Below are 19,026 nucleotides of genomic sequence, written 5' to 3'. Positions count from 1 at the left end.
CTTATGCACCGATTTCCACTTGCCATACCGTTCCGGTAGATCACGCCAGTGTGCGCCGGAGCGCAATACCCAAAGACAACCATTGATAAACAACCGATTGTCCGAGCTAGTGCGCCCCGGATCGCCAACTTTGCCGGGCAATAACGACGCAATCCTCGCCCACTGAACATCGCTCAATTCATATCGACTGGCTGCCATCCAGAGACCTCTGTGATCAAAACACGGTGTCCTATGAATCAGGCTTCAAGCGATTTGGGAATCCTGAATGTCGATTGGGCCTAGTGAAGCTTATCGTGCGGCTTGAGCCATCCCCCAATGCCGACTTCTATGACGTCAAAACGACAACGCCGATCCGAAGCGACCAATTCAAGAATAAGAAGGCACTCTGGGAACGCACCGGGCCCAGCACGTCATTCGTCGAAACGAATTCCCTTAATCCCTGGGACCAGAGCAAAGGTAATATAGAATGGGAACTGGATCAGAACAAGCTTTTGGCGCGGCGCAGCGAGCGTTCAACAGACCGGCTTGCTGATATCTGGGCTGACGCTTCCTCAGCCCCGCCGCCGACCGCGACCATAATAGAAAACGTGAGTGGGGTCCAGGAAATAGCGAACGAGGTTGAGGAGCAAGGACCGTTCGGTCCCATCCTGCGCGGATACGAAGGCCGTTGGCGGGAGGCGGCGCTTGAGCTGGAACGGCGACAGGACGGCGATGCGATCGGCGCGCTGCATCATAAGGATGTCGGTCCCATCGATCTGGTGTGGGGCAAGGAAGGCAACGACAGAAGTGACGGCTTATGGCTTGGCGAAGCTCATTGCATGGCACCCGGAGGTCCTGCCTGACCTGCAAGATGTGCTGTCAGAAATGAATGTTGTATCGCGCAGCGATAACAGAATTAAACTCGCCTCATCAGGCAAAAGCGCAGCGGGCGTCCGACTGGACTGGGACGGCAAGACAAAGCGTTGGCTTATTTCAGCATTTTTGGAGGGACAGCGGCGCGAGGAGCGTTCTACACTCCGGCTCCTCGATATCTGGGCAGACGCATCCTCTGCCCCGCCGCCAAATGAATTTATAGCAGGCCCTACGTCGGAAGTCCAACAGCCGGCTGAAAACGATACTGCAACGCCGCTTCAGGAAGGGGGGCGGCGCAGCGAGAAAAGTTCACGCCGTCTTGCTGACTTGGGGGCCGACCGGTCTGCGTCGGCATCGCCGCCGAAAGACAAGATAGATGACAATGGGGAGGGTGTACAACCTTCCAATGATGATGCCGATGCTGGAAAGGGCGATAGTCTTGGCACCGCCCCTAATGCCGCAACGCAGTTGCAGGAGGGGAGCGACCCGGATGCGGCAGTCAGGTCGCATGGCATTCCTGCCGGTGCGGCCAGCATCTACGCCTACCGCAACGACGTGCCTATCAAGGCTCACGCCGATTATTCCGCCGCGAAGGCCGGGGACGCGCCCGCGGCAGCACGATTGGTCGAGGCGGTGACGAAGCCGGAAATACTCAATCAGGTGAAGGCAGCGTTCGGGAAAGACGTCGTGTTCGTCGCGCCGATGGCGGAAGAGGCGACGGGGCGGAATGCCATACCTGGTGCTTTGTCATGGCTCCTCGCAGCAGTGACGGGCGGTACTGCTGACACAGACATCGTGCAATCTTCCCGGGCGTATCACACCGGTGCGCGACCTCTTGATCGTCTGCTTGGCAGACCGCTCTTCTCCGGTCCGATGAGGGCAGGAGCAAAATACGTCCTGGTCGATGATGTTTCGGTCATGGGCGGCACGCTGGCAGAGATGGCGAACCATATCCGCGCAAACGGTGGCGAGGTCGCAGGCGTGGTCACCCTTGTCAATGCATCCAGGACGCTGCATATTGCGCCGACCAAGTCGCAGGTCAAAGAGATCGAAAGGAGGTTCGGTGATGTTGTACGAGAAACCTTCGGCGTCGAACCTGCCGCGCTCACCGGCGACGAAGCCAACTTCCTCCTCAATGTCAGAGATGCTGACACCCTTAGAGATCGAGTCGCTAAGGCGGCAAGCGAAAGAGAACGGCGCCTATTTCAAAAAGGCGTTCGAGCATCTGGAGCCGAAGAACAGCGAGAAATAAGCGACATTATCGCTGCCGGCAGGGACGCTAGTCCAGGCACCGCCCCTGCTGAACCTTCGGATGCCAGAGAGAGCCGAAGGACCGGCACGGCGGGTATAACCGATGCACAAACCGGCGTCGAGAAGCCTATCACTGCGAAGGCTCCGGATCCTGCCACAAGAACCGATAGCGACCTGAAATCCATGCCGCCGCCGGCGCGGGATAGTGGAACCGCGCTCTATGACTGGGGCAGGGCGTCCGTACTCGACGCTGGCCGCCGCACCGGTCATGAATACGTGATGGCGATCGACGGCGATGGTTCCATCATCGAGTACGGCTCCGCTGGCCGCAAGAACTACAGCGGCATGAACGACAAGCTGTTCGGCGCGATGATGAACCGGGATCGCAATGCGCTGGTCATCCACAACCATCCGCAGAATACGCCGCTCAGCCTTGCCGACATCGCCGCCCTCGCGCATCCCGGCATGCACGCGATATGGGCCATAGGCCATGACGGACGCGACACGAGGGCATCCCTGACGCCTGCGGCGCGTGACCGATTCGTCGGCCCGGCATCCAGTGTCGATGATCAGCTCTCGACGTATTCTCGGCTGCCCCCGGATATGCACCGATAGAGAGAAGCTTTTCTTTCTCTCGAAACCCGTACTTTAGGCGCCAGAGACGCGATCCAGTCGTCGAAACATACAGACACTAGTACCCCCGAATTGCGGAGATGGCACTGTACAGCATGAGACAACTTGAGACACCCAAGCACGGAAACGACAGGGATTTCAAAGCCAAAAGAAACGGCAAGAGACGCCGTGAGAAAGGGCGATGGCGGAGAGGGTGGGATTCGAACCCACGGTAGGCTCTCACCTACGCCGGTTTTCAAGACCGGTGCCTTAAACCGCTCGGCCACCTCTCCAGCAATTCGCCTTATGCTCAAAGCAACAGCACTTGGCAAGCCGGATTTACGTCCGGCTCCAACGAACAATGACACTGCCTCGGTGATAGCCCGCTGCGAAAGCGTTGTGAAGATGGTGGCGAGTAACAATCCATCTCACCGGAGTATTTTATTTACCGAACATTAACCATGAAAAAACTATGGCGACGGTATGCACAGATTTTTCTCAATTCCGCCACGTTGTCAAAGCTTTCTTCTTACCATTGCAGTTAGCCAGTCGGGTGGAAACGGCCTTTCTTCCCGGCAGCGGCAGGGGACGCCGCGGCAGGACTTATGGAATAAGTGGGACACATGAAAATCAAGACAGGCGGCGGATCTCTGGTCATCGGAGCCAAATGGCTCGCTTTGTCACTTCTTTGCGTTTCCGTTGCCTCATGCTCCACGACCAGTAACCAGAAAAAACCAAAAAAACACGGCAAGGAGTACTTTTCCGAATCGGAATACGGCGTGAAGGCGAGCCCGCGCCTCGTCGCCGGCGGCCCGGTGCCGAAGGGCGGCGGCCGCTACATGGTCGGCAAGCCATATACCGTGAAGGGCAAGGTCTACGTTCCCGACGACAATCCGAACTACGACAAGGTCGGCGTCGCCTCCTGGTACGGTTCGGCCTTTCACGGCCGTCTGACGGCGAACGGCGAACTCTACGACCAGTACTATCTCTCCGCTGCGCATCCAACGCTGCCATTGCCGAGCTATGCGCGCGTGACCAATGTCGATAACGGCACGTCAGTCATCGTGCGCATCAACGACCGGGGTCCGTTCCATTCGGACCGTATCATCGACCTTTCCAACAAGACCGCCGACATGCTGGACATGGCCCATAGCGGCACCGGCAAGGTGCGCGTGCAATATGTCGGCCCGGCACGCATGGACGGCAACGACATGCCCTACCTGATGGCCTCCTACAGCAAGAAGGGCGACCGCTTCCCGGCCATCAATCCGCAGGGCCAGATTGCCAGCGGCGTGATGGTCGCTTCCGCCCAGAACACCATGCCGCAGAGCATGACGCTTCAGGCGCCCGCGATCCAGACGAGCCTTGCCGGACCGACCCCGTCCGGCGGGCCGGTTCCGGTCGCGCAGTCGGTTGCTCCGGCCGTGGCCGCCTTCGACCAGTTTGTCCTCCTGCCTGAATTCGGCCCCATGCCCTATCCGCGCCCGCTCGACGGCCATTACCTGCGTTTGCCGGCCGGTGTTCCCGCGTCTGCCTATGCGGAAGGCGCCACCGTTCCTCGCTCCGCGCTTGCCTTCGACGCCATTATGGTGCGCAATGACGGCCTGACGGAGGCATCGATTCTCGCCTCGGTCAGACGCGGCGCCACCAAGCTTTCCGGCGGTCGCTGAACGCTATCGTCGAGTATGCCTGCGCTGATGCAGGCAGGAGCAGCAGAAGAGGACCATGCGACAGAGCCTTGCCCTTGCCGTCCTCCTCCTGGGTTTTCTTATACCGATAGGCGCCGTGGCGCAGAAGGCGCCCAGCCCGACTTTCGAGACGAAGGCGGCACAGGTGCTGCTGGCCGAGGCTTCAACCGGCACGGTCCTGCTTTCGAAGGGAGAAGCCACACCTTTCCCGCCGGCATCGCTTGCCAAGATGATGACGCTGGAAGTGGTGTTCGATGCGTTGAAGCGCGGCGAGATCAGCCTCGATACGGTCTATCGGGTTTCTGAATATGCGTGGCGCACAGGCGGCGCACCTTCGCGTACATCGACGATGTTTGCCGCGCTGAAATCGGATATCCGCGTCGAGGATCTGGTGAAGGGCATCGCCATCCAGATGGCCAATGATGGCTGCATCATCCTTGCCGAGGGCATGACCGGCAGCGAAGCAAAGTTCGCCGAACGCATGAACGAGCGGGCAAAGACGCTCGGCCTGACGGGCAGCCATTTCGCCAATTCCACCGGCCTGCCTCATCCGGACAACCGGACGACACTTTCTGACATGATGCGGCTGGCGCGCCATCTGCAGGCGACCTATCCGGATTTCTACCGGTTGCTGTCGCAGCCTGAATTCGAGTGGAACAAGATCCTCCAGCGCAACCGCAACCCTATGCTGGCATCCGGCGCCGACGGCCTTGCGACCGGCTTTGCCGAAGGGTCCGGCTATTCCATCGTAACATCTGCGGAGCGGCAGGGCAGGCGGCTTTTCCTGGCGATGAACGGCGTCGCCAGCGACAAGGAGCGCACAGAGGAAGCCAACCGGTTGCTGGACTGGGGCTTCACGACCTTCGAGATGCGCAGCCTGTTCAAGGCCGGGGAAACGGTCGGCGAGGCAAGCGTTTATGGCGGAGACAAGGGCAAGGTGGCGCTGGTGACACCGCTTCCCGTCGATGTCTACGTGCCGATCAACAACCCCGAACGGCTGCAGGCGAAGATCGTCTATCACTGGCCGCTCAGGGCGCCGGTGGCCGAAGGCGCGGATGTCGGCAACCTGACGATCTATTCGGGCGAACGGCCGTTGCGTGAACTGGCGCTAAAAAGCGCGGAAACGGTGGGCGAGGGGACGCTGCGCCAGAAAGCTTTAGATGCGGTCTTCGAACTTCTGTTCTTCTGGCTCTGACCTAACCCGAAATTTTGCAGGCCGGTTTACAGTTTAACTGATATGGCGATTACGCTATTGAGGCATAGATCATCTATATTAGTATTTATTCGCAAAGGGCGGAGCAGAGAGAGTGTCGAGCGATAAGGGATTGTTCGTGAGTTTCGAGGGCGGAGAGGGGGCCGGCAAGTCCACCCAGATCCGCCGGCTCGCTGACGCGCTCAGACGCCGTGGTCTCGATGTGATCACCACGCGCGAGCCTGGCGGATCGGCCGGCGCGGAAGCATTACGCCATGTGCTGCTGTCCGGTGCGGCCGAATCCTACGGCGTACGCATGGAAGCCCTGCTTTTCGCAGCCGCCCGCAACGACCATGTCGAAACGGTCATCCGACCGGCGCTCTCCAAAGGTTTCGTCGTGCTCTGCGACCGCTTCATGGATTCCTCGCGAGTCTACCAGGGTGTCACAGGCAATCTCGAGCCGGACTTCATCGACGCGCTGGAACGGGTCGCCGTCGATGGCATCGTGCCGGACCTGACGCTGATCTTCGATCTGCCAGCGTCCGTTGGCCTCGAACGTGCGCGCGGCCGATTGCAGCCGCATCTCGGCAATACCACCGAACCGGACCGCTTCGAGAAGGAAGAGGTCGAGACCCATGAAAAGCGGCGGCAGGCCTTTCTCGATATCGCCGCCGTCCAGCCGGAGCGCTGTCGCGTTGTCGATGCAGAGCGCCCCGTCGCCGAGATCGGCGAATATGTTCTCGGGCTTATCGAGCCACTTCTGACCTTGAAGGCACGGGCCGTCACAGAGCAGGTCGGCGCGCAATGAGCGAAGAACGCTACGGGGTGCTGGAAGGGGCCATCGCACCTGCCCTGAACACGAAGCTTTTCGGCCACACGCAAGCGGAGGAGTTTCTCGCCGGAACCTACCGGTCGGGCAAGGGGCATCATGCCATTCTGATCGAAGGGCCGGAAGGAATCGGCAAGGCGACGCTCGCCTTCCGCTTCGCCAATCACGTTCTCTCCAATCCCGATCCGCTGAACGCTCCGGAGCGGATCGCCGATCCCGATCCTCAGTCATCCGTCAGCCGGCAGATCGCGGGCGGCGCCAGCCACAATCTCCTGTATCTGACCAGGCCGGTGGACGAGAAGACGGGCCGCGCCAAGAGCGCGATCACGGTGGACGAGGTGCGGCGGGCAGGGCACTTTTTCTCGCAGACATCAGGCACCGGCAACTGGCGCATCGTCATCATAGACCCGGCCGACGACCTGAACCGCAACGCGGCGAACGCCATCCTCAAGATCCTTGAGGAGCCGCCGAAGCGGGCGATGTTCCTTGTGCTTTCGCATGCGCCGGGACGCCTGCTGCCGACGATCCGTTCCCGCTGCCTGCCGTTGAAGCTTGACGCGCTTCCGGAAGATGCGATGCGGCGGGCGCTGGGGCAACTCGGCCTTTCTATCGGCGAGGCGCAGGCTGGAGCGGTCCTGTCACTTGCCAAGGGAAGCGTGGCGCAGGCGCTGAAGATCGTCAATTACGGGGGGGCCGACATCATCGAGGCCTTCGAGAAGATCCTGACCGGCGAAGGTCCGGCAGCCCGCAAGACGATGCACCAGCTTGCCGATGCCCTTAGCGGCAAGGACAGGGAAGTTGCTTTCGGCTTTTTCTCGGAACACCTGAGCGAATATCTGGTGGAGACCGCCCGGCGGCTGGCGATTGGCGGCGATCTTGGCCGGGCGGAGCGCTATGCGCGCCTTTCGACCTCGATCAACGAACAGTTTGCAACGGCCGGCGCCTATAATCTGGATCGCAAACAAACCATTCTCGAAGCCCTGACGGCCATATCGCAGGCCTGAATGGCGGCAGTGCGCCGGGTCTTATGCGCCTGCGCCACGCCTGCCGTTCGCAAAACTTGCTGTTTCTAAAGGCGCAAGAATGCTCTAAGAGCGGCATGATTTCATAAAAGCGCAATCGACGCGGACAACAAGATCAGCCATGACCGAAAAGTTCTACATCACCACCGCCATCGCCTATCCGAACGGCAAGCCGCATATCGGCCACGCCTACGAACTGATTGCGACCGACGCCATGGCGCGGTTCCAGCGGCTCGACGGGAAGGACGTCTTCTTCCTGACGGGAACGGACGAACATGGCCAGAAGATGCAGCAGACGGCGCGGGCCGAGGGTATCTCGACCGAAGAGCTGGCCGAGCGAAATTCCAACGAATTCCGCGCGATGGGCAAGATGCTGAATGCGTCCAACGACGACTTCATCCGCACGACAGAGCCCCGCCACCACGAGGCATCGCAGGAAATCTGGAAGCGGATGGCCGCCAATGGCGACATCTACAAGGACAGCTATGCCGGCTGGTACTCCGTGCGCGACGAGGCTTACTATGCCGAGGACGAAACCCAGGTGCGCGCCGACGGCGTTCGCTACGGACCGCAGGGCACGCCGGTCGAATGGGTTGAAGAGGAGAGCTACTTCTTCAAGCTTTCCGCCTATGAGGACAAGCTGCTGAAGCTCTATGAGGACCAGCCCGAATTCATCGGTCCGGTCGAGCGAAAGAACGAAGTCGTTTCCTTCGTGAAGTCGGGCCTCAAGGACCTCTCGATCTCACGCACGACGTTCGACTGGGGCATCAAGGTGCCGGATGATCCGAAGCACGTCATGTATGTCTGGGTCGACGCCCTGACCAACTACATCACGGCCACCGGCTATCTGACCGACCAGAACGGCCCCCGGGCGAAATACTGGCCGGCCGATGTCCATATCATCGGCAAAGACATCATCCGCTTCCATGCCGTCTACTGGCCGGCCTTCCTGATGTCCGCCGGCCTGCCGCTGCCGAAGAAGGTCTTCGCCCATGGCTTCGTGCTCAACAAGGGCGAGAAGATGTCGAAGTCGCTCGGCAACGTGGTCGATCCGGCGAACCTGGTGAACCATTTCGGTCTCGATCAGGTGCGGTACTTCCTGCTGCGCGAAGTCTCCTTCGGACACGACGGCAGCTATAGCGAGGAAGCGATCGCGACCCGCATCAATGCGGACCTTGCCAACGGCATCGGCAATCTTGCCAGCCGTTCGCTGTCGATGATCGTCAAGAACTGCGATGCGAAAATCCCGGAACCGGGCGAACTGACGGACGCCGACAAGGCCATGCTGGCGACCGCCGACGCGATGATCGCCACTTGCCGCGAAGAAATGAGCCGTCTGGCGATACACAAGATCGTCGCGACGATCATCGGCACGGTGAACGAAGCCGACCGCTATTTCGCCGCTCAGGAGCCCTGGGTTCTGCGCAAGACCGATACGGCCCGCATGGCGACCGTGCTCTACGTCACGGCCGAAGTGGTGCGCCAGATCGCCATCCTGTTCCAGCCGATCATGCCGGCCTCCTCGGCCAAGCTGCTGGATCTCGTCGCCGTGCCGGAAGACAAGCGCAGCTTCGCCTTCCTTGGCGAGGCTGGTCGTCTGACGCCCGGCACCGTGCTCGATGCACCGACGCCGGTCTTCCCGCGCTATGTGGCGCCTGAAACGGACGCGAAGGCCTGACCGCCATGCTGATCGATACCCATTGCCATCTCGACTTTGCCGACTTCGAATCCGAGCGCGACGAACTGGTCGCGCGGGCTCACGCAGCCGGCGTCGCTCAGATGGTGACGATCTCGACCCGTGTCAGGAAACTCGACACGCTGCTGGCGCTAAGCGAGCGTTTTCCGACCGTGTTCTGCTCGGTCGGAACCCATCCGAACAATGCCGACGAAGAACTGGATATCACCACCGAGGATCTGGTGCGGCTTTCGGCCCATCCGAAGGTCGTGGCAATCGGTGAAGCGGGACTCGATTATTTCTACGACACCCAGAAGCCCGAAGACCAGAAGACCGGGCTTCTGCGCCATATCGCGGCCGCGCGTGAAACCGGATTGCCATTGGTGATCCACAGCCGCAGCGCCGATGACGACATGGCAGCCATCCTGACGGAAGAAACAGGGAAGGGGGCCTTCCCCTTCATCCTGCATTGCTTTTCCTCCGGCGAGGCGCTGGCAAAGACCGGCATAGAACTCGGCGGCTACGTCTCGTTCTCGGGCATCCTGACCTTCCCGAAGTCGACCGAGTTGCGCGATATCGCCAGAGGCCTGCCGCTCGACCGGCTCCTGGTAGAAACCGACGCGCCATATCTCGCGCCGAAGCGCTGGCGCGGAAAGCGCAACGAGCCTTCATACGTGGTCAATACCGCCGAAGTGCTGGCTGAAACCATGGGCGTCAGCTTCGAAGAGATGGCCCGGATCACGACCGACAATGCATTCCGCATCTTCTCCAAGATGCCGAGGCTTGCATGAGTTATCGGCAGCGCTTCACTATCCTTGGCTGCTCGTCGTCTCCGGGCGTACCGCGCATCAACGGAGACTGGGGCGCATGCGATCCGAACAACCCGCGCAACCGGCGCACCCGCGCGTCCTTCCTGATCCAGCAGATCGGTCCTGACGGTGGCATGACGACGCTGGTGGTCGATACCGGCCCGGATTTTCGCGAACAGATGATCGCTGCCAAGGTTCAGCATATCGACGCCGTCTTCTACACTCACGCCCATGCGGATCATTTGCACGGGATCGACGATCTTCGCGGATATTTCGTTTCGCACAACAGGCGCATTCCGATCCATGCCGAACCCGAAGCCATGCGGCGAATTCGCCTGGGTTTCGGCTATTGCCTCGAAACACCTGATGGCAGCAATTATCCGCCAATCGTAGAACCAGTCGTGATCGAGGATCTGGATAGGCCGATCGAAATCAACGGCGCGGGCGGTGCCATTCGGCTGCAGCCACTGGTGCAGCAACACGGCGATATCATTTCGCTTGGCCTAAGGATCGGCGACGTTGCCTATTGCTGCGATGTCAGCGCGTTTCCGGACGAGACGGTTGCAAGGCTCGACGGGCTCTCGGTCCTGATCATCGACGCTCTGCAATACCGGCATCATCCGAGCCATTTTTCGCTGGAACAGGCACTGGGCTGGATCGAGCGGCTGAAGCCCGCGCGCGCCATCCTTACGCATATGCATGTGCCGCTCGATTATGAGACCGTGCTGGCTGAAACACCACCGCATGTGGAGCCGGCCTACGACCAGATGACATTTGAAGTCGACGTTTAGGCGTCAATGTCGAACGCGCCTGAGAATACGCCCCGATCACATTGATTTCAAACAACTTCCTTTCATCGGAGGGAGCAATCTTGGCCTGGATCATCCTTGTTGCGGCCGGCGTCCTTGAAGTCGTGTGGGCTTATTTCATGAAGCAATCCGCGGGCTTTACGCGCGTGGTGCCGACGGCCGTCACGGCGGTCGCGATGGGCGCCAGCATTCTGCTGCTGTCGTTTTCCATGCGAACGCTGCCACTCGGCACGGCGTATACCATCTGGACAGGCATCGGAGCCGTCGGCGCGTTTCTCGTTGGAATCATCGTGCTTGGCGAACAGGCAAGCGCCATGCGCATCCTTGCGGCAGTCCTGATCGTTGCGGGTCTGGTCCTCATGAAGGTATCGACGGATAGCTAATCGGCGGGTGCGCAACTATAAGCATCTGGTTCGATTTATGGATTTTAGTTCCATAATCTATCTTATGCGATTTTTTGTTTGTATGATTGGAGCGGTATCCTGACATTCTCGCCTCTCGAATCCGGACGGTCTGTTGGGCGGATTTCCTGAACGGTCCGGACGATATCGCAAAATAGGATGTGATGGGACCCGGACGTTTTTCGACCGGGTCCACCGAAGGCCGCGGTTGCCGACGGTGAATTTTTGGGTTCAGACACCTGAAAATGCAAGCAAACTTACGGTTGCCTAGTAGACCTTGGCGCCGGCTGAGCCCTTGGCGGCCTCGATGACCTGGAAATCGGCCAGCAGCTTTGCGGCGGCCTCTGCAAAGAGCGTCACGTCATTGCCGATGGCCACGAAGGTCGCGCCGAGTTCGACATAACGCTTCGACAATCCGAGGTCGCCGATCAGGATCCCCGCCGCCTTGCCGTGCGACTGAATCTTCAGGATTGCCTTTTCGACCTCCTCCTGCACCTCCGGCGCTCCGGGATTGCCAAGATAGCCCATATCGGCCGCCAGATCGGCCGGACCGATAAAGACGCCATCAACACCCTCAGTTGCGGCAATGGCATCGAGCGCGGCAAGGCCTGCCCGGCTCTCCACCTGCAGCAACAGGCAGATCTCGTCATTGGCGGTCTGAACGTAATCCTCGATACGGTTGAAATCCGAGGCACGGGCAATGGCCGCGCCGACACCGCGTATGCCATGCGGCGGATAGCGGACCGCCTGTACCATGGCTTCCGCCTGCTCCCTGCTGTGAACCATGGGCACCAGCAGGCTCTGCGCGCCGATATCGAGCAACTGCTTGATAATCCGTGTTTCTCCGATCGGCGGACGGATCACCGCATGGCTCCTGGAGCCCTTCATCGCCATAAGCTGGGAGACCATCAACGGGATATCGTTCGGCGCATGCTCGCCATCGATCAGCAGCCAGTCGTATCCGACGCCTGCGGATATCTCCACGGTATAGGGATTGGCGAGCGCCTGCCAGAAGCCGATCTGGGTCCGATTTTCCTTGAGGGCCTGTTTGAAATGGTTTTTCGGCGCAGGCATGGAATATCCTCGAATCTGGTTGTCGCGATGCTTGGGAAACGGTCTACACCTTTCCCGCCAAGCTTCCTATTCGCCGATGCTAGCACCTGCCCCGGCTTTTCACCCCAATGGCAACTCGGCCAGCAACTCCTCGGCTTCCTCGAACGACATGTTCATGATCCTGCTGCCGAATTCGAAGCTGAAGCCGTTGCGGGCGAAAGCGGAAAATTCCTTCGCCTTGCGCTTCTCGTCCAGTTCCACGCGACGAAACGGTCCGAAGGCACGCTTGCGCGCAAAGACAAGCGCCGCTCGAAAATCGTCGGTGTCCTCCAGCGCGTCAGCGATGATCTCGCGGTCAACGCCCTTTTCCGCAAGCTTGCGCGCGATGACACGCCGCGATTTACCGGCAGCCGTCGAGGAACGCACCCTTACCTCGGCATAGGATTGATCGTCCAGCGCGCGCATCTGCCGGCCGAATTCCACGGCGGCAAGCGACAGCGCCTTGATCTGCGCTTCGGAAATGCCTTCAAACTTCTGGCGTGCCTTGCGAGCGATGGCGGTCGAAAGCTCGTGCTCGGTCATCATCTTGCGCGACAAACGGTAAGCCGCGGAATTCTTCACCCAAGCCAGCATGCGCAGGGTCGGAACCGTTGCCTCGGCCTCTGTGTCGTCGCCCTCGTTCATCGCGCCTCTTGTCCGACGTTCTCATCTCTTTGAAGGCCCCGCCCCTCGGACACCGGCGCCATGAAGAACGCAAGCAGCGTCAGAGGCAGGATCGCCACGAAGCTGGTGGCGATTCCGTAGAGTTCGGCGACACTGCCGAGTAAAGGCGGAATGCCGATGGTCGCGATCAGCATCACCATGGACAGCGCCGCAAGATTCTCCGCCGGCGAGTTGACGCTGCGCATCGAAATGACCGTGGAGACGGCCAGCGGATAATTGAAGGCAACCCCGCAACCGATCAAGGCCAGCGCGATGGCCGCAAGCCACTCGTTCTCGAAATTGAGGATGATGCCGAGCCCCAGCGCGACAGAGACGGCGGAGGCGCGCAGCAGGATCGAGGGGCGGAAGATCTCGCGCAACCAGTCACCGGAAAGGCGGGTTACGCCCATGCCGATGGTGAAGAAGGCGAAGAGCAGCCCTGCCCTTGCCGGATCTGTCGTGATGCGCTCGCGGATCAGAAACATGCCCCAGTCGTAAATCGCGCCTTCGATGATGGCCAGCCCGAACAGCATGAGCGCGACCAGAAGAATGCCACGTGTCGGCCGGATGAAGATCGGCGTGTTTCCGCTCGATCTGGCAGCGGTCAAACTGCTCATCTCCGGGGTGATCCTGAGAACCACCAGCGCACAGACGAAGACAAAGACACCGATTGCGGCGAGATGCCCGACCGGCATTATGCCCTGCCCTGCGGCCCAGCTCGAGGCCATCGTGCCCAGAAGCAGGCCAACCGACCAGAAACCATGGCTGCGCGACAACACCTTGACGCCGCTCGATTGCTCGATGCCGGTGGAAATCATGTTCTGCGCCACGTCGAGCATGGTGCGGATGAAGGCGAAGAAGACGAAGCAGGCGACGAAACCGGCATAGGGCACGATCGCCAGCAGCGGCATCACGAAGCTGAGGATCATAAGGCTGAGAGCGGCGGTACGCCGTGGGGAGAGCCAGTTGTTGATCTTGCCGGCAATCGGCAAAGCCAGAACTGTGCCAAGCGCCCCACCGAGGAGCGCCAGACCAAGCGTCGCCTTGTTCACCTGCATCGACGCCTGAATGCCCGGCAGGCGGGTAAACAGGGAAATGAACAGGACGGAATTGCAAAAGAAGATCAGCGCCGGCGGCGCGAGAATAGGCATGGGGGAGGACCGGAAAACGGGAGGCGAACACGGAATGTGCGTGCATTGCGTCGCACAAACCGCGGTTGCGGGCAAGCCCCCGCAACCCGTCTAAATCCCCGCTTTCATGAGGTGAAAATCCCGCCACCCATTGTTCGGGAAGCGCTTTTTATCCGCCTCCCGACGATCACTTTTTCGCGATCCGATTTCAGCGGGCGTCGATATCGCCCTTTGCCCACATCTCCATGGTCTCCGCCATGAAATCCGCAAAGCGCCCCTCCTCGATCGACTTGCGGATGCCCTGCATCAGCTCCTGATAATAGGAAAGATTGTTCCACGACAGCAGCATGCCGCCGAGCGCCTCGTTGGAGCGGACGAGATGATGGAGATAGGCGCGCGAATAATCGCGGGAGGCCGGGCAATTCGATTCCTCATCCAGCGGCCGCATATCTTCTGCATGACGGGCATTGCGGATATTGACCTTGCCACGCCGGGTGAAGGCGAGTCCATGGCGACCGGAGCGGGTTGGCATCACGCAGTCGAACATGTCGATGCCCTGCGCGACGGACTTCAGGATGTCATCGGGCGTACCGACGCCCATGAGATAACGCGGCTTTTCCGTCGGCAGCACGGGAAGCGTGATGTCGAGCATCTTCAGCATGACCTCCTGCGGCTCACCAACAGCGAGACCGCCGACGGCATAGCCCTTGAGATCGAGCTGTTTCAAACCTTCGGCCGACCGGACGCGCAGTTCGGGAACGTCGCCGCCCTGGACGATGCCGAACATCGCCTTGCCCGGCTGCTCGCCGAAGGCAACGCGGCAACGCTCGGCCCAGCGCAGGGACATTTCCATGGCCCGCTCGATTTCCTTCGGCTCAGCGGGAAGAGCGACGCATTCGTCGAGCTGCATCTGAATGTCGCTGTCCAGCAGTCCCTGGATCTCGATCGAGCGTTCCGGCGACATGTGATGGGTCGAACCATCGACATGGCTCTTGAAGGTCACGCCCTGTTCGTCGAGCTTGCGCAGGCCCGACAGCGACATGACCTGAAAGCCGCCGCTGTCGGTCAGGATCGGATGCGGCCAGCGGATCAGTTCGTGCAGGCCGCCTAGACGAGCGACGCGCTCCGGACCGGGCCTGAGCATCAGGTGATAGGTGTTGCCAAGAATGATGTCGGCGCCCCCTTCCCTGACCTGATCGAGATACATGGCCTTGACGGTGCCGACCGTGCCGACCGGCATGAAGGCGGGCGTGCGGATCACGCCGCGCGGCATGGCGACCTCGCCGAGGCGAGCCTTGCCGGATGTGGCCTTGAGGGTGAACTGGAACTTTTCGTGCATCGGTTCAGGGATCTTTCCGGAACAGCAGGCTGGAATCGCCGTAGGAATAAAAACGGTAGCCGGTTTCGATGGCGTGGGTATAGGCGGCCCGCATGGTATCGAGGCCGGCAAAGGCCGACACCAGCATGAACAGCGTCGAACGCGGCAGGTGGAAATTGGTCATCAGGATATCGGCAGCTCGGAATCGATAGCCCGGCGTGATGAAGATATCAGTCGCGCCGGACCAGGCCAGAACCTCGCCCGCCTCGGTCGTTGCGCTTTCCAGCAACCGGAGCGATGTGGTGCCGACGCAGACGATGCGCCCGCCCCTCGCCTTTACGGCATTGAGTGCGCCGGCGGTCCCGGCGGAAACATAACCAATTTCGTGATGCATTTTGTGGTCGGCGGTATCATCAGCCTTGACCGGCAGGAAGGTACCCGCCCCGACGTGAAGGGTCACGAAATGCCGTTCGACGCCGGCGGCATCGAGCTTTTCGAAGAGTGCGGGCGTGAAATGCAGCCCAGCGGTCGGGGCTGCGACGGCCCCCTCTTCCCGCGCATAGATGGTCTGGTAGTCCTTGCGGTCCTGACTGTCTTCCGGCCGCTTGGCGGCGATGTAGGGCGGCAGCGGAATATGGCCGACGGAAGCGATGGCCTGGTCAAGGTCCGGCCCCGACAGGTCGAAAGCCAGTTCGATTTCGCCGGCTTCGCCCTTCTCCGCCACGGTCGCCGCCAGCGTACCGAGCAGGCAGGTTTCTCCGGAATGGCCGAATTCGATGCGGTCGCCGGCCTTGATGCGCTTGCCGGGACGGGCAAACGCCCGCCAGCGATTGGCCGCGACACGCATATGCAGGGTGCAGGAAACCGGAGTGCGTTCCGCCCCTTCCCGCAAACGGACGCCTTCGAGTTGGGCCGGTATGACCTTGGTGTCGTTGAAGACCAGAGCGTCGCCCGGCCTCAGGAAAGCGGGCAGGTCATAGACGTTCCGGTCTTCCAACATGGGGACGCCGTCGGGACGCACAACCAGCAGGCGCGCGTGGTCACGCGGGCTTGCGGGCCTCAGTGCAATGCTTTCTTCCGGAAGATCGAAGTCGAAGTCGTCTACACGCATGGCAACATCATTTCATCAAACGCGAAAACCCGCCCGGGCGCAAAGCGCCGGGGCGGGTTCCATTTTCCCGGACGATCAGGCGTCGGCAGCGACCTTCATCGAAACGATGGAGTCGGGATCGCGCACGGGCTCGCCGCGCTTGATCTGGTCGATGACTTCCATGCCTTCGATGACCTGGCCCCAGACCGAATACTGCTTGTTCAGCCACGGCGCATCGGTGAAGCAGATGAAGAACTGCGAGTTTGCCGAGTTTGGGTTCTGCGAACGGGCCATGGAGCAGGTGCCGCGCACATGCGAGGTGGCGGAGAATTCGGCCTTCAGGTCCGGCTTGGAAGAACCGCCCATACCGGCGCGTGCCGGGTTGAAGCTGTCGCCACCCTGCTTGCCGAACTGCACGTCGCCCGTCTGGGCCATGAAGTCCTCGATGACGCGGTGGAAGACAACGCCGTCATAGGCGCCCTCGCGCGACAGTTCCTTGATCCGCGCGACATGGCCGGGAGCCAGGTCCGGGAAAAGTGAAATCACGACACGACCCTTCGTGGTTTCCATGATGATGGTGTTTTCCGGATCCTTGATCTCGGCCATAGTCTTACTCCCTGTTTGCGGGCCTCAGCCCTCAGTTTCTGCCGACAGTTACCTTGATCATGCGATCCGGATCGGAAACTTCGCCGTTTCCGCCCTGGCCACGCTTGATCTTGTCGACATATTCCATGCCCGCCACGACCTTGCCGACGACCGTGTACTGGCCATTCAGGAAGCCGCCTTCGGCGAACATAATGAAGAATTGCGAATTGGCAGAGTTCGGGTCCTGAGCGCGCGCCATGCCGATGGTACCGCGCTCGAAGGGAACGCCCGAGAACTCGGCCGGAAGATCCGGCAGGCTGGAACCGCCGGTGCCGGCAAGCTTCGGATCGTAACCGTCGTTCATGTCGCCGTACTGGACATCACCGGTCTGGGCCATGAAGCCATCGATCACGCGATGGAAGGCGACGTTGTCGTATTCGCCTTTCTTCGCCAGTTCCTTGATCTGCGCAACATGCTTCGGCGCAACATCCGGCAGCAGTTCGATGACAACCGGACCGTCCTTGAGCTGGATAGTCAGATAGTCGTCGTTGGATGCGGCACGCACCGAACCCGCGGTCGCGAAGGCCACGACGAGCGCGGCAGCAATACGAAAGAGTTTCATGATCACTCCAAAGACTAAAACAAGAAAAGGCCTCAGCGGCCGAGCTTCGATTTCAGGGCGGCCAGCACCGCCGGCGGCACAAAAGCACTGACATCGCCCCCCATTGCGGCGATCTGGCGAACCAATGTGGCGGTAATAGGCCGCGAGGCGGTTCCGGCAGGCAGGAAAATGGTCTGAAGGTCCGGCGCCATCTGATAGTTCATGCCGGCCATCTGCATCTCATAATCGAGATCTGTTCCGTCGCGCAGGCCGCGCAACAGCAATGTTGCACCATTGGTACGCGCCGCATCCACTGCAAGATTGTCGAAAGAAACCACGTCGATATCCGACGCGCGTCCGGGAAGCGCTTCCGCCAGCGAACGGCGGATCAATTCGGCGCGTTCATCGTAGCTGAACAGCGGTGTCTTTCCAGGATGAATGCCGATCGCCACGATCACCCTGGAGACGACGTTCAACGACTGGACCAGCACGTCGAGGTGACCATTGGTCATCGGATCGAAGGAACCTGGATAAAAAGCAGTCGTCATGGCAGCCCGATGGTTGTGTCGTCGCCTTTTGTCATGGAAGAGCGCCCGCCGCAAGTGATTTGGCCCCTCGCTTCAGCGCTTCTAAGCCGCGCCGGAAAGATGAACAACCGCTGAATGGAGCATTCAAGGGCGCTTCAGCAGGTCGGGTCCATAGTGGCCATGCTGGTTCACCGGAACCAGCCCACCTGAGGCCCTTTCATGCTCGCTGTCCTGTCTATCCTCGCAATCGCCATCTCCTACCTCCTGGAAATGGCAGTTCTTCTCGTCCGGGCCTTTCTGGCCACCGGCGAAGCCTCCTCGACCGGCAGCAGGGAAGATGAACGCCAGATGAACGGGCCGTTAAGGCGCGTTTCAGATGCACCTCTCTATTAACAGCGTCCAGTCGCTACGGAACCAATAATCCGCCAGCGCATTTTCACGGCAAATATGCCGTTTTCGAAAGGATCACGACTATGCCCGACAAAGTAACCCTGATCAATGTGGTCTGGATGTTGATGATGACGGCAATGGTTGCCACCTCCATGACCTTCTACATGGCTGACAACAGCAAGGGCCAGTTCGGCCCGCCGATGACGGCGCGCTACCACACCTTCGGCCATTAATCCGAAATAAAAACATTCGCGCTAAACGTTCAACCGCCGCGGAAAAGAAAGGAAGTCCATGTTCATAACACTGACAGTACTTGCTGCCTTGATCAGCGGCATGTTCGTTGCCTCGGTCGCCTCGACGATCTCCGCGCTTCGGCGCGAGAGTGATGACTACAAGGCCCTGATCGAACGCCACAGGGCGTTCTGATCCGGCGAGACCTGTCTCGCCGACAAAAGCCGGTCGGATCCACACGAGCGGCGCGAAAAGTTTC

At 60.3% G+C, this 19,026-nt stretch carries 22 protein-coding genes and 1 tRNA gene; 13 read left to right on the top strand and 10 right to left on the bottom strand.

Annotated elements, in window-relative coordinates; genetic code table 11:
* Window positions 1-198: transposase (locus NBH21_RS06400; RefSeq protein ID WP_252759572.1), on the bottom strand; the 198-nt coding region annotated here is incomplete at its 3' end.
* Between the two features lie 83 nt (window positions 199-281).
* Between NBH21_RS06400 and NBH21_RS06395 the strand changes: the two genes are divergently transcribed.
* Both NBH21_RS06395 and NBH21_RS06390 read left to right on the top strand, forming a co-directional pair.
* Entirely contained in the window at window positions 282-842 is a 561-nt protein-coding gene (locus NBH21_RS06395; protein WP_250914738.1) for a hypothetical protein, read from the top strand.
* Window positions 802-2,718, top strand: coding sequence for a phosphoribosyltransferase (locus tag NBH21_RS06390; RefSeq protein WP_250914737.1), 1,917 nt, complete (start codon window positions 802-804; stop codon window positions 2,716-2,718). The genes NBH21_RS06395 and NBH21_RS06390 overlap by 41 nt, the downstream gene beginning before the upstream one ends.
* A gap of 200 nt (window positions 2,719-2,918) precedes the next feature.
* Here the strand turns inward: NBH21_RS06390 and NBH21_RS06385 are convergent.
* Window positions 2,919-3,008, bottom strand: a tRNA-Ser gene (locus NBH21_RS06385).
* Window positions 3,009-3,338: 330 nt separating this feature from the next.
* Between NBH21_RS06385 and NBH21_RS06380 the strand changes: the two genes are divergently transcribed.
* The 8 genes from NBH21_RS06380 to NBH21_RS06345 all read left to right on the top strand — a co-directional run bounded on the left by NBH21_RS06380 (window position 3,339) and on the right by NBH21_RS06345 (window position 11,122).
* On the top strand, window positions 3,339-4,385 hold the full coding sequence (locus NBH21_RS06380) for a septal ring lytic transglycosylase RlpA family protein (protein ID WP_250914736.1): 1,047 nt from the start codon (window positions 3,339-3,341) through the stop codon (window positions 4,383-4,385).
* Window positions 4,386-4,440: 55 nt separating this feature from the next.
* Window positions 4,441-5,598 carry a D-alanyl-D-alanine carboxypeptidase family protein gene (locus tag NBH21_RS06375; RefSeq protein ID WP_250914735.1) on the top strand — a complete coding sequence of 386 codons (1,158 nt, stop codon included), beginning with the start codon at window positions 4,441-4,443 and terminating at the stop codon, window positions 5,596-5,598.
* 112 nt (window positions 5,599-5,710) lie between these two features.
* Window positions 5,711-6,403, top strand: a complete 693-nt coding sequence (tmk, locus tag NBH21_RS06370) for a dTMP kinase (protein ID WP_250914734.1) — start codon at window positions 5,711-5,713, stop codon at window positions 6,401-6,403.
* Entirely contained in the window at window positions 6,400-7,428 is a 1,029-nt protein-coding gene (locus NBH21_RS06365) for a DNA polymerase III subunit delta' (RefSeq protein WP_250914733.1), read from the top strand. The genes tmk and NBH21_RS06365 overlap by 4 nt, the downstream gene beginning before the upstream one ends.
* A 139-nt stretch (window positions 7,429-7,567) precedes the next feature.
* Window positions 7,568-9,124 carry a methionine--tRNA ligase gene (gene metG, locus NBH21_RS06360; RefSeq protein WP_250914732.1) on the top strand — a complete coding sequence of 519 codons (1,557 nt, stop codon included), beginning with the start codon at window positions 7,568-7,570 and terminating at the stop codon, window positions 9,122-9,124.
* Between the two features lie 5 nt (window positions 9,125-9,129).
* The gene (locus NBH21_RS06355) at window positions 9,130-9,912 is read left to right on the top strand and encodes a TatD family hydrolase (RefSeq protein ID WP_250914731.1); all 783 of its coding nucleotides are present in this window, start codon (window positions 9,130-9,132) and stop codon (window positions 9,910-9,912) included.
* On the top strand, window positions 9,909-10,721 hold the full coding sequence (locus NBH21_RS06350; RefSeq protein WP_250914730.1) for an MBL fold metallo-hydrolase: 813 nt from the start codon (window positions 9,909-9,911) through the stop codon (window positions 10,719-10,721). Before NBH21_RS06355 ends, NBH21_RS06350 begins: the two co-directional genes overlap by 4 nt.
* 80 nt (window positions 10,722-10,801) lie before the next feature.
* Window positions 10,802-11,122 (top strand): DMT family transporter, encoded by a 321-nt coding sequence (locus NBH21_RS06345; protein WP_250914729.1) that lies wholly within the window; start codon window positions 10,802-10,804, stop codon window positions 11,120-11,122.
* Between the two features lie 285 nt (window positions 11,123-11,407).
* Here NBH21_RS06345 and hpaI read toward each other — a convergent pair whose 3' ends face one another.
* From hpaI to coaD, 8 genes are all read right to left on the bottom strand, one after another.
* Window positions 11,408-12,214, bottom strand: a complete 807-nt coding sequence (gene hpaI / locus NBH21_RS06340) for a 4-hydroxy-2-oxoheptanedioate aldolase (RefSeq protein ID WP_250914728.1) — start codon at window positions 12,212-12,214, stop codon at window positions 11,408-11,410.
* Between the two features lie 99 nt (window positions 12,215-12,313).
* Entirely contained in the window at window positions 12,314-12,877 is a 564-nt protein-coding gene (gene recX, locus NBH21_RS06335; RefSeq protein ID WP_250914727.1) for a recombination regulator RecX, read from the bottom strand.
* Window positions 12,874-14,046, bottom strand: a complete 1,173-nt coding sequence (locus NBH21_RS06330) for an MFS transporter (protein WP_250914726.1) — start codon at window positions 14,044-14,046, stop codon at window positions 12,874-12,876. Before NBH21_RS06330 ends, recX begins: the two co-directional genes overlap by 4 nt.
* Before the next feature lie 187 nt (window positions 14,047-14,233).
* Window positions 14,234-15,364, bottom strand: coding sequence for a tRNA guanosine(34) transglycosylase Tgt (gene tgt / locus NBH21_RS06325; RefSeq protein WP_250914725.1), 1,131 nt, complete (start codon window positions 15,362-15,364; stop codon window positions 14,234-14,236).
* A 4-nt stretch (window positions 15,365-15,368) separates the two neighbouring features.
* Window positions 15,369-16,454: a tRNA preQ1(34) S-adenosylmethionine ribosyltransferase-isomerase QueA gene (gene queA / locus NBH21_RS06320; protein WP_250914724.1), complete on the bottom strand. Its 1,086-nt coding sequence runs from the start codon at window positions 16,452-16,454 to the stop codon at window positions 15,369-15,371.
* Between the two features lie 75 nt (window positions 16,455-16,529).
* Complete coding sequence (locus tag NBH21_RS06315; protein WP_250914723.1) at window positions 16,530-17,039, bottom strand: peptidylprolyl isomerase; 510 nt, start codon at window positions 17,037-17,039, stop codon at window positions 16,530-16,532.
* A gap of 31 nt (window positions 17,040-17,070) precedes the next feature.
* On the bottom strand, window positions 17,071-17,640 hold the full coding sequence (locus NBH21_RS06310; RefSeq protein ID WP_250914722.1) for a peptidylprolyl isomerase: 570 nt from the start codon (window positions 17,638-17,640) through the stop codon (window positions 17,071-17,073).
* Window positions 17,641-17,672: 32 nt separating this feature from the next.
* Entirely contained in the window at window positions 17,673-18,167 is a 495-nt protein-coding gene (gene coaD, locus NBH21_RS06305; RefSeq protein WP_250914751.1) for a pantetheine-phosphate adenylyltransferase, read from the bottom strand.
* Between the two features lie 198 nt (window positions 18,168-18,365).
* On the opposite strand from coaD, the gene NBH21_RS06300 reads away from it, so the two are divergent.
* The 3 genes from NBH21_RS06300 to NBH21_RS26045 all read left to right on the top strand — a co-directional run bounded on the left by NBH21_RS06300 (window position 18,366) and on the right by NBH21_RS26045 (window position 18,962).
* Entirely contained in the window at window positions 18,366-18,539 is a 174-nt protein-coding gene (locus tag NBH21_RS06300; RefSeq protein ID WP_250914721.1) for a hypothetical protein, read from the top strand.
* A gap of 80 nt (window positions 18,540-18,619) precedes the next feature.
* Window positions 18,620-18,769 carry a hypothetical protein gene (locus NBH21_RS06295; RefSeq protein WP_164490805.1) on the top strand — a complete coding sequence of 50 codons (150 nt, stop codon included), beginning with the start codon at window positions 18,620-18,622 and terminating at the stop codon, window positions 18,767-18,769.
* A gap of 58 nt (window positions 18,770-18,827) precedes the next feature.
* Complete coding sequence (locus tag NBH21_RS26045) at window positions 18,828-18,962, top strand: hypothetical protein (protein ID WP_257791094.1); 135 nt, start codon at window positions 18,828-18,830, stop codon at window positions 18,960-18,962.
* The last annotated feature ends 64 nt before the right edge of the window (window positions 18,963-19,026 follow it).

The organism is Ciceribacter sichuanensis (assembly GCF_024055605.1).
Classification (GTDB): domain Bacteria; phylum Pseudomonadota; class Alphaproteobacteria; order Rhizobiales; family Rhizobiaceae; genus Allorhizobium; species Allorhizobium sichuanense.
Note: the sequence above shows the minus strand (reverse complement) of the source record. Positions and strands in the feature narration are given on the sequence as shown.